11 protein-coding genes and 1 pseudogene are annotated in these 12,694 nt (G+C 70.0%); 6 read left to right on the forward strand and 6 right to left on the reverse strand.

Annotated elements, in window-relative coordinates:
- Position 1: 1 nt before the first annotated feature.
- Entirely contained in the window at positions 2-1,156 is a 1,155-nt protein-coding gene (locus tag ACWCRD_RS12045; RefSeq protein ID WP_450965722.1) for a winged helix DNA-binding domain-containing protein, read from the reverse strand.
- Between the two features lie 648 nt (positions 1,157-1,804).
- Here ACWCRD_RS12045 and ACWCRD_RS12050 point away from each other — a divergent pair.
- The 6 genes and pseudogenes from ACWCRD_RS12050 to ACWCRD_RS12075 form a co-directional block, all read left to right on the forward strand.
- The gene (locus ACWCRD_RS12050) at positions 1,805-2,578 is read left to right on the forward strand and encodes an isoprenyl transferase (RefSeq protein ID WP_450965723.1); all 774 of its coding nucleotides are present in this window, start codon (positions 1,805-1,807) and stop codon (positions 2,576-2,578) included.
- A 328-nt stretch (positions 2,579-2,906) separates the two neighbouring features.
- Complete coding sequence (locus tag ACWCRD_RS12055) at positions 2,907-4,232, forward strand: PhoH family protein (RefSeq protein WP_450965724.1); 1,326 nt, start codon at positions 2,907-2,909, stop codon at positions 4,230-4,232.
- A 419-nt stretch (positions 4,233-4,651) separates the two neighbouring features.
- Positions 4,652-5,335 (forward strand): aggregation-promoting factor C-terminal-like domain-containing protein, encoded by a 684-nt coding sequence (locus tag ACWCRD_RS12060; protein ID WP_450965725.1) that lies wholly within the window; start codon positions 4,652-4,654, stop codon positions 5,333-5,335.
- A gap of 159 nt (positions 5,336-5,494) precedes the next feature.
- Positions 5,495-6,850 (forward strand): AI-2E family transporter, encoded by a 1,356-nt coding sequence (locus ACWCRD_RS12065; protein ID WP_450965726.1) that lies wholly within the window; start codon positions 5,495-5,497, stop codon positions 6,848-6,850.
- 273 nt (positions 6,851-7,123) lie between these two features.
- The gene (locus tag ACWCRD_RS12070) at positions 7,124-7,336 is read left to right on the forward strand and encodes a hypothetical protein (RefSeq protein ID WP_450965727.1); all 213 of its coding nucleotides are present in this window, start codon (positions 7,124-7,126) and stop codon (positions 7,334-7,336) included.
- 44 nt (positions 7,337-7,380) lie between these two features.
- A pseudogene (locus ACWCRD_RS12075) lies at positions 7,381-7,602 on the forward strand (roadblock/LC7 domain-containing protein); the annotation flags it as partial.
- A 169-nt stretch (positions 7,603-7,771) separates the two neighbouring features.
- On the opposite strand, the gene ACWCRD_RS12080 reads toward ACWCRD_RS12075, so the two are convergent.
- The 5 genes from ACWCRD_RS12080 to ACWCRD_RS12100 all read right to left on the reverse strand — a co-directional run bounded on the left by ACWCRD_RS12080 (position 7,772) and on the right by ACWCRD_RS12100 (position 12,626).
- Positions 7,772-10,105 (reverse strand): ABC transporter permease, encoded by a 2,334-nt coding sequence (locus ACWCRD_RS12080; RefSeq protein ID WP_450965728.1) that lies wholly within the window; start codon positions 10,103-10,105, stop codon positions 7,772-7,774.
- On the reverse strand, positions 10,102-10,788 hold the full coding sequence (locus tag ACWCRD_RS12085) for an ABC transporter ATP-binding protein (RefSeq protein ID WP_450965729.1): 687 nt from the start codon (positions 10,786-10,788) through the stop codon (positions 10,102-10,104). The genes ACWCRD_RS12080 and ACWCRD_RS12085 overlap by 4 nt, the downstream gene beginning before the upstream one ends.
- Positions 10,785-11,309: a PadR family transcriptional regulator gene (locus tag ACWCRD_RS12090; protein WP_450965730.1), complete on the reverse strand. Its 525-nt coding sequence runs from the start codon at positions 11,307-11,309 to the stop codon at positions 10,785-10,787. The genes ACWCRD_RS12085 and ACWCRD_RS12090 overlap by 4 nt, the downstream gene beginning before the upstream one ends.
- A 145-nt stretch (positions 11,310-11,454) precedes the next feature.
- Complete coding sequence (locus tag ACWCRD_RS12095; RefSeq protein ID WP_450965731.1) at positions 11,455-11,712, reverse strand: hypothetical protein; 258 nt, start codon at positions 11,710-11,712, stop codon at positions 11,455-11,457.
- The gene (locus ACWCRD_RS12100; RefSeq protein WP_450965732.1) at positions 11,709-12,626 is read right to left on the reverse strand and encodes an SPFH domain-containing protein; all 918 of its coding nucleotides are present in this window, start codon (positions 12,624-12,626) and stop codon (positions 11,709-11,711) included. Before ACWCRD_RS12100 ends, ACWCRD_RS12095 begins: the two co-directional genes overlap by 4 nt.
- Positions 12,627-12,694: the final 68 nt, after the last annotated feature.

The following is a 12,694-nucleotide window of genomic DNA, read 5'->3' on the forward strand; positions in this document are numbered from 1 at the left end:
CCTATGCGTGCGCTCCCGCCGTCACCTCACCGACGACCAGCTCCGCCTGCGCCTCCAGCACTTCGCCGACCCGCTCCACCTGCTCGCCGAGCTCCCGCTCCTGCCGCGCCGTCAGCCGTCCGAGCGGCTCCACCGTGACGGTCGTACGACGTCCCCGGCGCCGCTGGTGCCACACCCCCGCCACCACGCCGTCCACCAGCAGCACCGGATAGTTGCCCGCCTGGCCGCCCGCCAGCGCGCGTTCGTAGGCGGCCCCCGGGAACAGCAGCTCCCGGGGCTGCGCGGCGATGCCGTACGCGTCGAAGTACGGCAACAGCCGGACCCCGGGCAGCCGCCCCTGAGGGAACTCCGTGTCGCCCGCCACGACCCAGCACCCCCTCGCCCCCTCGAAGACGACCTCCTCGATCTCCCCCGCCCCGGCGAGCGTGCCGAACAGCTCGGCGGCCCAACCGCCGGGCGCCGCCAGCCACTTGGCGAAGTTCTGCGGGGTCGCCGGTCCGTACGCGCGCAGGTAGCGGAGCGCCAGCTCGCGCACCGCCTCGTCCGGCGGCAGCGGGGTGAAGTGCGGCGGGCGGGTGTACGTCACCTTGCGGCCGCGGTTCGGGCCGAAGCACAGGGCGCCGGACTGGCCGGCCCGGTGCAGGACCTGCCGCCAGCGCGGCCACAGGTCCTGGAACGCGGGCATCACCCGGTCGCCGGCCCAGGCACCGGTGCGCGCGACGACCTCATTGCTCAGCTCGTCGATGGTCAGGGCGGCCCCTTCCAAGGCATCTCCGATCGCCGCCACGATCTGCCGTGCCTGCTCCTCGGAGACCCGCACTCCCGGTGCGAACGGGCTGGCGGTGGACGGTACGGCGGGCAAGGCCGAGCACCACAGGGGCAGTTCGCGCGCGGGCAGCAGATGTACGGTCCCGCGCGGGCCGTGCGTCTTCACCAGCGTCCGCTCGTCCCACAGCGCGGCGCGCACCGCTGCCCGGGTCGTCCCGGCCGTCCGCACCCCCACCGACACCTCGGCCGCCGACAGCACCTGCGCATGCGCGGCGAGCATCGCGTCGACCACATCGGCGACCGCCGTGCCCGGCTCGGCAGGGTTGGCCAGGAACTGCCGTTCCAGTCGGCGCGCGCTTGCCTCGTTCCAGCTGATCCTCAGGGTCATGGGACGACCGTAGGACCTAAGGAGGTCAGTTTCTGTCCTAGATCGAGGTTCGGTGCGCGGGCGCGGGCGGTTTCCACATCGTTATCCACTCGAGTCGATTCCAGTCGCATGGGTCACGTAAGTTCAGACCAAGGTAATTCGCGTGAGCAAAGCCGCGCGGCGGCACCGCGCGGTGGAGGGGGCTGCGCGGTGCCGTATCCCCGTCAAATCGGCGTTCGCGGGCCGGTTCACCCGGCTGGGGGATGCCGGGACAACTCGCCGAACAAGCCCCAAGACCCGGCAAACCCTCCGGATCACTCTGCTTCCCGAACGTTTCCCCTGGAAATCCGCTGTGATCCGGCCATGAGCCCGCTGTGAAAGTGCCTCTCCATGGCCATCGCCGCGTCGCCGTTCGAATTCGGAGAGTAGTTGTGGCACGCCGATGCACCCAGCAGCACTTACGAAGGGTTATGGTGGAAACCCCCCCTCGGGCCGGTCCGTCTCCCCCCCACGGACCGGCCCGTTTTCTGTGCGCCCGACCACCCCTTGGGGGAGCCGTGGTGGAGCCGGGGGTAGGCTTCGCCTCCGGGGACCGCCATACGGACAGGATCGCCCTCCACACTCCTGGGCCCGCGCCTGTCCGATCCGTACGGAGGGGCTGACAATCACGTGAACCTGCGCGACAAGCTGCGCGGCCTGCTGGTCAGGCTGTACGCACGCCGGGTGGAAGGCCACCTGGACCACGCTCAGGTGCCCAAGCACATCGGCGTCATCATGGACGGCAACCGACGCTGGGCGAAGGCCGCGGGCTCCTCCACCGAGCACGGCCACCGGGCCGGGGCCGAGAAGATCGAGGAGTTCCTCGGCTGGTGCAGCGAGACGGACGTCGAGGTCGTCACCCTCTGGCTGCTGTCGACGGACAACTTCGACCGGCCCCAGGAAGAGCTCGGCCCGCTCCTCGGGATCATCGAGGACGTCGTGAAGACCCTCGCCGCCGACGGTCGCTGGCGGGTGCACCACGTCGGCACCCCCGACCTGCTCCCGCCGCAGATGCAGACCACCCTGAAGGAGGCCGAGGAGGCCACCGCCGGCATCGACGGGATACTGGTCAACGTCGCCATCGGATACGGCGGCCGCCAGGAGATCGCCGACGCGGTGCGCTCGATGCTCCTCGACGCCCAGGACAAGGGCACCTCGATGGAGGACCTCGCCGAGGCCGTCGACATCGACATGATCGGCCGCCACCTCTACACCGGCGCCCAGCCCGACCCCGACCTGGTGATCCGCACCAGCGGTGAGCAGAGGTTGTCCGGATTCATGCTCTGGCAGACCGCGCACTCCGAGTACTACTTCTGCGAGGTCTTCTGGCCGGCCTTCCGCAAGGTCGACTTCCTGCGCGCCCTGCGTGACTACGCGGCGCGACACCGGCGTTACGGCGGCTGACACGCCGTAGCCCCTGAAGAGGGCGCGAGTACCCCGATTTGGGGCACATGTAACGAGGAGTTCACCAGGGCGCCGTCATATGCGTCGGCATGGTGACGCATGTTCGAGGGCATAAGCCAGTCAGGTCGACGCCCGAACCACGGGTGTCGGATCTCAGCGGGCGGCACGGGGCCGTCCGCCCGGGAGGCCCTTTGCACCAGCCCGACCGTGCGGTTTCAGCACGGAAGACAAGGCGGAGGGCCGGTTTTCGGCCCGTGCATCGCGGCCGTCGACCGGCCCAGCTCCACTCCGTCGCTCCCCGACCTCATCCGAGGGGGTACGTCCTTCCGTGGTGACCAGCACAAAGCGCCACAAGCCAGACCGGCGCACTTATGTCCTCGACACCAGTGTTCTGCTGTCGGACCCCAATGCACTGAACCGCTTCGACGAGCACGAGGTCGTGCTCCCCATCGTCGTGGTCACGGAGCTGGAGGCCAAGCGGCACCATCCCGAACTCGGGTACTTCGCCCGGCAGGCCCTGCGCCTGCTCGACGACTTCCGGGTCCGGCACGGCCGTCTCGACGCCCCCATCCCGATCGGGGACCTCGGCGGGACCGTGCGTGTCGAGCTCAACCACTCGGACCCCAGCGTGCTGCCGACCGGCTACCGCCTGGGGGACAACGACTCCCGCATCCTCGCGGTCGCCCGCAACCTGCAGGCCGAGGGGTACGACGTCACCGTCGTGTCGAAGGACCTCCCGCTAAGGATCAAGGCCTCGTCCGTCGGGCTCCTCGCCGAGGAGTACCGCGCCGAACTCGCCATCACGGGCTCCTCCGGCTGGACCGGAATGTCCGAACTGACCCTGCCCGGCGAGCAGGTGGACCTCCTCTTCGAGGAAGGGCACGTCTATGTGCCCGAAGCGTCCGACCTTCCCGTGCACACGGGGCTGACCATCCAGTCGGAGCGCGGCAAGGCGCTCGGCCGGGTCACCGCGGAGGGCAACATCCGCCTGGTGCGCGGCGACCGGGAGGCCTTCGGTATCAAGGGCAGGAGCGCGGAGCAGCGGATCGCGCTCGATCTGCTCCTGGACCCGGACGTCGGGATCGTGTCCATGGGCGGCCGGGCCGGCACCGGCAAGTCGGCGCTCGCGCTGTGCGCGGGACTCGAGGCGGTGCTGGAGCGGCGCCAGCACCAGAAGGTGATGGTCTTCCGGCCGCTGTACGCGGTCGGCGGGCAGGAACTCGGCTATCTCCCCGGCTCCGAGGCCGAGAAGATGAGTCCCTGGGCGCAGGCGGTCTTCGACACGCTCTCCGCGGTCACCAGCCGCGAGGTCATCGAAGAGGTCACCGCACGCGGAATGCTGGAGGTCCTTCCGCTCACCCACATCCGCGGACGCTCGCTGCACGACGCCTTCGTGATCGTGGACGAGGCGCAGTCACTGGAACGGAATGTACTGCTGACCGTTCTGTCCCGAATCGGCGCCAATTCGCGGGTGGTTCTCACCCATGACGTGGCACAGCGGGACAATCTGCGCGTCGGTCGCTACGACGGTGTCGTCGCCGTGGTCGAGAAGCTGAAGGGGCATCCGCTCTTCGCGCATGTGACGCTGACCAGGTCCGAGAGGTCCCAGATCGCTGCGCTTGTGACCGAAATGCTCGAAGACGGACAGATCTGAGGAAGACGGCCAAGTCTGAGGTAGTTCAAGGTCAGTTGGCGCCGTCCCGCAAAGGCTGTGAGCCTAGCGGGGCGGCGCCTTCGCGTGTTGCTGTTTCTCAAAATCCCTGGGGTCAAACGGGATGTGAGCTTTCACACGCAACTCAGAATTGCCACCCGGCGTCCGGTTACGGCAGAGTCTCACTCCTGTCAGGCCCCGCATACGACACACCTGTACCCCCAGCGGTACGGCACCACACGAGCACCACAGCTAACTCCACAGCGTCGTCGTATGCCGCCCGAGCACCACGCGGCGCTCCCCTCGCGGGAGTTGCCCACCGGGCCCGCGCCTCCCGTGACCCCGTAGTTGGGAGGCCAGAGTCAGGGGCACGATTGCGTCCGCCAGGGTCACCGAAGCGGGCGATGCTGGAAGGAAACCGTGTGAGCCGGATTTCGGTCCGGGGATTCGCAGTGGCCTCGGCCACCGCGGTCACCGCCGTCGGAAGCGTTGTCGGAGTTGCCTCGGGCAGCACCGCCGTGCCCAACGACGCCGAGGCGACGGCAAGCGACGCGACGCTCCTGGCGGACATACCCGCGGGCCAGCAGGCCCAGGTCCAGACCGCCTCCCTGACGCAGCAGGCCGATGCCCAGGCCATCCAGGCCGACGCGAGCGCCAAGAAGGACGCCGAGGAGGCTGCCCGCAAGGCTGCCGCGGACACCGCGATCGCCAAGAAGGCTGCGGCGGAGAAGGCGGCCCAGGAGGCCAAGGACCGCGCCGACGCCAAGGAGAAGGCCAGCCGCAGCGCTGGTGACTTCCCGATCCAGAGCTCGTACTCCATCGCCGAGATCCAGGCGATGGCACGGCAGATGGTGCCCGGCAACCAGTTCCAGTGCTTCAGCTACATAGTGGACCACGAGTCCAGCTGGAACTATCACGCGGTCAACGCCTCCTCCGGCGCCTACGGCCTCTTCCAGGCGCTGCCCGCCTCGAAGTACTCCTCGGCCGGCTCCGACTGGCAGACCAACCCGGCCACGCAGATCAAGTGGGGCCTGAACTACATGAACGACCGCTACGGCAGCCCGTGCGCGGCGCAGTCCTTCTGGGCCGCCAACCACTGGTACTAGGCCCGGCGCCAAGCCGCCGAGACCCACGGTCTCGCCTCTCAACCTTCTACAGCCCCTCCCCGTCATAGGGGGAGGGGCTGTTGCCCTGTACGGTCGATCCGACGACTCCAGGGGGGAGTGGTGTGGAGCACCCGGGGACGCGGGGGAAGAGGACGGATCATGTCGCGAGTGCCAGGGTGGCTCGGCCGCATCGGTGCCGGTCTGACCGAGGTGAGTGAGCGGTTGGACGAGCGCCGCGCCGAGATGGAGCGGGAGAGCGCCGGGGACGACGGACCGCGCCCGCCCCGCAAGGCCGCCGCTCAGGCTCCGCCGCCCCCGGACCACGCGGCCGAGGCGCCGCCGCCCGCGCCCGTCGTCCGCCCCGACCCCGTGCAGGCCGTGCCGTGGAGTGTGCGCGTCGCCGCCGAGGCCGGCTGGCGGCTGCTGGTGCTCGCGGGCACGGTCTGGGTGCTGATGCGGGTCATCAGCGCCGTACAACTCGTCGTCTTCGCCTTCGTCGTCGCCCTGCTCATCACGGCGCTGCTGCAGCCGACCGTGGCCCGCCTCAAGAGTCACGGCGTCCCGCGCGGCCCCGCCACCGCGCTCACCGCGATCCTCGGCTTCGTCGTGATGGGGCTGCTGGGCTGGTTCGTGACCTGGCAGATCATGGAGAACATCGACAACCTCTCCAACCAGATCCAGAACGGCATCGACGACCTGCGCAACTGGCTGCTGAAGAGCCCCTTCCACGTCACCGACAAGCAGATCAACCAGATCGCCAAGAACCTGCGCGAGGCGGTCGGCGCGAACACCGACCAGATCACGTCCTTCGGTCTGGAAGGCGTCCAGGTCGTCGTCGAGGCACTCACCGGCATCCTGCTGACCTTCTTCTCGACCCTCTTCCTGCTCTACGACGGCCGGCGCATCTGGGAGTGGACCCTGAAGCTGGTGCCGGCGGCGGCCCGACCCGGTGTCGCGGGCGCGGGCCCGCGGGCCTGGCGCACGCTGACCGCCTATGTGCGCGGCACGGTGCTGGTGGCCCTGATCGACGCCATCTTCATCGGCCTGGGCATCTACTTCCTCAACGTCCCCATGGCCGTCCCGCTGGCCGTGTTCATCTTCCTGTTCTCCTTCATCCCGCTGGTCGGCGCGGTGGCCTCCGGCGCACTGGCGGTGGTCGTCGCGCTGGTCACCCAGGGCGTGTTCACGGCCGTGATGACGCTTCTCGTGGTCCTCGCGGTCCAGCAGATCGAGGGCCACATCCTGCAGCCCTTCATCCTCGGCCGCGCGGTACGCGTCCACCCCCTCGCGGTGGTCCTGTCGGTCGCGGCGGGCGGCATGGTGGCCGGAATCGGCGGCGCGGTGGTCGCCGTACCGCTGGTGGCGGTGACGAACACGGTGGTGGGGTACTTGAGGGACTACTCGGCCGGACTGCACCCTGCCGATCAGCCTCATTCAGCCCGTCCGGCGTTCGAGGACGAGGCCGTTCAGGCCGAAGGCGGGTCTGGGGGCGCAGCACCCGGCGACAGCCCCTGAAACGAGCGCACCGCTCGATCAAATGCGCACCGAACAAAGCCATTTGAACGAGCCCCCCGCTCAACTTCCGTCACGTGAAGACAGCTCGGAAATCTGCACCCGGAATATGCGTTCGGACTGATACACCTTCCCGCGTGATGTCGGGCTACGACCTGCTGGCGCGGGCCCTCGCCGCCGAGTCGCCCGGGGCGCCGGGCCCGGAGACGCTGCTGCTGCGGTCCGGGCCGTACCGCCCGCGACCTGGCCTTCCGTGCCGGGAGCGGCGTCTGCACCGTGACCGTCGAGGTTGCGCGGATGCTCGGCGAGGGGCTGCTGGAGTGCCCCGCCGCGCCCGTGCCCATCCCGGGTGCGCGCACCCGCCGACGGCATCCGCCGCCGCACCCCGCCAGCGCCCGCACCACCCCCCCGCAATCACCGACACCCGTCGAACTGCCCCGGCGCAGACCGGGCGGCTTCTTCCGCCTGCGGAACGGAACCCCGAAATGAATCAGCCGAGCAGCCGCGAAATGCCGGAAACGCGAAGAGAAATACGGGAGTTGATCCAGGCGACCGCCCGCGGCACGCTGCGCCGGACCGTGACGTACGGCAGCCACGGCTGCGCGGCCTTCTACGCCGTCGGCGACACCGCCCTGATGGTCGTGCTGGGCGACGAGGGGATGGACGTCGACCGTCTGCACCGGGTGAGCCAACCCGCCCTGGACCGTATCGGCTCGATCCTCTTGCACCAGGACAAGACAGCAGAAGGAGTCTGAACTGACCGCCGGCAACCACCCGCCGGAGGTCCTCGACCTGCCGGCCGGCGCGACCCTCGACAGAACGACCACCACTCTTCGCGCAGGTACGGCGGGTGGTGCGGGAGTACGGCCTGTGAACGGACAGGGCCCCTCCCCGCGTCGGGGAGGGGCCCTGGGCCTGGGCCGGCTACTCGGTGCGCAGCCCGTCCGGGCGCATCAGCCGCAGCAGCGGGGGCAGGCTGAGCAGGGTCACGGTGAGTACGACACCCGCGCCGATGGCCGTCATCGACAGCACGCTCGCCCAGTCCACGGTCACCGTCTCGCCGGTCATCCGCAGCAGCACCGCGCCCAGCGTCAGCCCGACCACCGACGCCAGCAGCAGGCCCAGCGCGATCGGGATCGCCGTCTGCCACAGCACCGACAGGCTCAGCGTGCGGCGCCGGGTGCCGAAGGCGACCAGCGAGGACAGCAGGTTCTTGCGCTCCCGCAGCTGCTCCAGCTGGGAGACCAGCAGGCTCGCGCCGATCAGCAGCAGGACGCAGGTCGCGCCGACGAACAGGCCGGTGCGGATGGAACGGAACTGCAGCGACTGGCTGCTGGCCGCCATGGTGTTCACGTCCGCCAGCAGGTCCAGCCGCGCCGCGGTGTTGCGTACGTAGTCGTCGGCGTCCGGCACCGACGGCTTCAGCGAGACGTACACCTCCCGGACCATGCCGGCCATCGCACCCGCGGGCAGCGCGCCCGGGGTGAACAGCAGACCGCCGCGCGCATAGCCGGTGGGGTCGTCGTGCTCGGCCGCCGCCTTGATGCCGGGGGGCACCTTCCAGGCCACCGTGTGGTGCGTGGAGCCGGTGTAGGCCGGGTCGAAGTACAGGGTGCGGCCCTGTGTGGTGAGCTCCTTGGCCTTGGCGTCGTAGTTGCCGCCCTTGACCACGAAGACGTCACCGTCGCGGCAGGTCGACAGCCGGGCCACCTCCCGCAGCTCCGCGCAGGTGCCCGCGGCCGCCTCCAGTGTGTTGTCCGCCTCCTTGGCCCGGTCGCCGAGCGTGCCCTGCGAGATGGCCGAGGCGCGGCGCACGCCCTTGGTCGCGGTGAGTTGCCGGGCGGCCTCGGCCAGCGGGACGTCGCCGCGTACGTAGACCTGCATCTGGGCCCGGCTCAGGTCGTTGGTGGTCGCCTTGGTGTAGTCGTGCTCCACCCCGGCGAACAGCATCTGCAGCGCGATCGCCCCGGCCACCGCGACCGCGATGCCGTTGACCATGCGGGCCGCCGAGCCGCTGCTCAACTGCAGCCTGCGTACGGCCAGTTGCCACGACACGGATCCGGCGTCGAGCCGGTTCACCACGGCCTCCACGATCCAGGGGAGCAACGCGGTGACGCCGACCAGCAGCAGCACGGTGCCGCCGATCACCATCCACTCGTTGAAGTTCCCGTTGTGGTTGCCCTGGCCCACCATCGGGTACAGCAGCCCGAGACCGGCCAGCGGCAGCAACAGCCGCCACCACAGCCTCCGGCGCGGCGGCTTCGCCGTACGGACCACGCCCAGCGGCTCGATGACGACCCCGCGCAGCGCGAACAGCGTCACCAGGACGGCCGCGGCCGGTACGGCGACGGCGACGAGCGCGACCAGCGCGGGCGAGGGGTTGAGGTCGCTCGGGAACACACTGATGTCCCGCACCACCAGCACCCCCGCCAACTGCCGCCCGGCCAGGAAGAAGACGGTGCCGAGCACGAGGCCGAGCAGCGCCCCCGCGAGCGCCTCGCCCCCCGCGATCCGGCGCGCCATCCGCCCGTCCGCCCCGACCAGCCTGAGAGCCGCGAGCCGGCGGTCCCGCCGCTCACCGCCGAAGCGCACGGCGGCCGCGATGAACACTCCGACGGGCAGCAGCAGCACCACGAAGATGATCATGATGAGGAGTATGAGGATCGGGTCCAGCTTGTCGGGCGTGTGGTCCCGGGAGGGCCCGAAGTAGTCGATCCGCTCGACCGAGCCACCCGCCAGATGGTTCTCCAGCCCCGTCGCCCCCGCGTAGTAGGCGAGTTCGGCGGGCCCGATCAGCCCGGGATGCCCGATGGTGCCGACCACCCGATACGGCATGCGGTCCCGCAGCATCCGGCCGGAGCCGGAGTCCAGCAGCTTCTCCAGCGCGGGCGAGACGACCATCTCGCCCTTGCCCGGGAACTTCTCCACCCCCGGCGGCAGCGGCGCCTTCGCCCCCTCGGGCTCCACCAGCCGCCCTCGCACGTCCTTGCCGCGGAAGGCCGTGTCCGTATTGGCGATGACGAGCGTGTCGTCCGCCTTCGGCAGCACCTTCGCGCTGTACGTGAAGTCGTCACGGTCGGTGCCCCGTTGGTTCCGCGCGGACAGCGCGCTCGGTATCGCCGTGGTCAGCAGCAGCAGCGCCACACCGAGGCCGACGCCGACGGCTGTCAGCACGGCACGCGTCCACCCTTCACGGCCGCCGGCGAAGGCGAACCGCACCCCCATGGCCAGGTCCCCGGCCCACCCCCGAAGTGTCATACGATCCGCTCCATGTCCCGGGACTTCCCGTCCCGTACGACGATCTCGCGGTCCGAGTACGCGGCCACCCGGGCCTCGTGCGTGACGAGGACGACGGCGGCGTTGGTGGAGCGGGCGGCATCCGTGAGCAGATCCATCACGCGCTCGCCGTTGAGGGAGTCGAGCGCGCCGGTGGGCTCGTCGGCGAACAGCACCCGGGGGCTGGTGACCAGCGCCCGGGCGACGGCGACGCGCTGTCCCTGACCGCCGGAGACCTCGCCGGGCCGCTTCTTCGCGAGGTCGTCGACCTCAAGCCGCTCCATCCAGGTCAGCGCGGTCCGCTCGGCCTCCTTGCGGGAGGTGCCGTTCAGCCTGAGCGGCAGGGCGACGTTCTCGACGCAGGTCAACTCCGGTACGAGCTGGCCGAACTGGAACACGAACCCGAACTCGGAACGCCTGAGCGCACTGCGCTCCGCATCGCTCATGGTCGCCATCTCGCGCCCGGCGTACAGGATCGACCCCGAGTCGGGCGTCACGATCCCGGCGAGACAGTGCAGCAGCGTCGACTTGCCGGACCCGGAGGGGCCCATCACGGCGACGACCTCGCCGGGGTGGATGGAGAACTCGGCGCCGTCGAGCGCGGTGGTCGGTCCGTACGACTTGCGCAGCTCGTCGGCGACGAGCAGGGAACCTGCGGGAGTCACTTGGCCACCGCCTCCGCGAGCTTGTCGAGGCGCGCGGCGGTGAGCTCCAGCCAGCGCAGGTCGGCCTCGAGATGGAACAGGGCGTGATCGCAGATGAGCTGGTCGGCCAGGTTCCCCTTGCGCTTGCGGTCGGTGAGGATCCGCATCATCCGCAGGTGCTCGGAGCGCTGCGTGTCGAGGATGTCGGCCGCGTTGCGGTGGGTGAGCAGGGCGAGGACGACCTTGGTGTACAGCGTGGACTGCAGATACGGCTCGGGCGCCTCCGGCGTCGCCAGCCAGCGCTCCACGTCGGTGATCCCGGCGTCGGTGATCGCGTAGCGCTTGCGCTCGGGCCCGCCGCCCGCCTCGATGCCGTCGACCTCGACGAGCCCGTTCTTCAGCAGGCGGGACATCGTCGAGTAGACCTGGCCGTAGTGCAGCGGCCGGTCGTGACCGAACTTCTCGTCGAAGGCCCGCTTCAGGTCGTAGCCGTGGCGGGGCCCGGACTCCAGGAGCCCCAGAAGAGTGTGACCGATGGACATGTCCACGACTCTACATATGGTGTATACGCCTTGTGTATACGCCTGGTGCTTAGATCATGGCAGGGCGTACAGCCGACTCACAGCTCCGCAGGTGGGAGCCGATTGTCATGGTTCAGTAACGACTCCGGGTTGAGGACGAGGCCGTTCAGGCCGATGGGGGTCTGGGGGCGGAGCCCCCAGGTGGCCGCCCGCGACGGGGTATCGGCCCCGCCTCCCCGGGCAGCCGCCCCGCCTCCGCGAGGGCGCGCCGCAGCAGGAACTCGATCTGCGCGTTCGCAGAACGCAGTTCGTCACCGGCCCAACGGGCAAGCGCCTCGTACACCAAAGGGTCCAGCCGCAGCAGCACCTGCTTGCGCTGCTGTGGCCGGCGCCGGGGCGAAGCCCCCTCGGAAGGATCCGTCACTGGTAGAGGGTCCCGGTGTTGAGCACGGGCTGCGGGGCGCGGTCCCCGCACAGCACCACCATCAGGTTGGACACCATCGCCGCCTTCCGCTCCTCGTCCAGTTCCACGATGTCCTGCTCGGCGATCCGGGCGAGCGCGGCCTCGACCATCCCCACCGCTCCGTCCACGATCTGCCGCCGGGCGGCGACGACCGCCCCGGCCTGCTGCCGCTGAAGCATCGCGGAGGCGATCTCGGGGGCGTACGCGAGATGCGTGAAGCGCGACTCGATGATCTGCACCCCGGCCGCCTCCACGCGCGCGTGCAGCTCGGCGGCGAGCTTCTCGGTGATCTCCTCCGCGTTGCCGCGCAGCGAAAGCCCGCCCTCGTCATGGGCGTCGTAGGGGTACTCGATCGCGATGTGGCGTACGGCCGCCTCGGTCTGCGTGGCGACGAACTCCAGGTAGTTGTCCACCTCGAAGGTGGCCTGCGCGGTGTCGCGCACCTTCCACACGACGACCGCGGCGAGCTCGATCGGATTGCCGTACGCGTCGTTGACCTTGAGGACGGCGGTCTCGTGGTTGCGCACCCGCGTGGAGATCTTGGTGCGCGAGGTGAAGGGGTTCACCCAGCGCAGGCCGTCCTGCCGGATCGTCCCCCGGTAGCGCCCGAACAACTGGACGACTCGCGCCTCGCCCGGCGCCACGGTGTTGAGGCCGCGCAGCGAAATCAGCGCGGCGACGAGGACGACGGCACCGCCGGCCGCGAAGGCCGGATTTGCCTGCGCGGCCGCGAACAGGACGCCGGCGACCAGGAGCCCGAGCAGCCCGAGCAGCAGCGCGAGCGCGCCGCCGATGCTGTGCGCGGTGACCTCGCGGACGCGGGGCGCGGGCATCTCCGGTATGTCGGCCTCGGGAGCGTTGTCGTGTATGGGCATGGGTGGTCCCCCGTTGTCGTGGTGCGGTCTGGTTGGCGTGCCCTCAAGCGAAAGCATGCACCTAGCTA

This window comes from Streptomyces sp. NPDC002092, assembly GCF_053593775.1.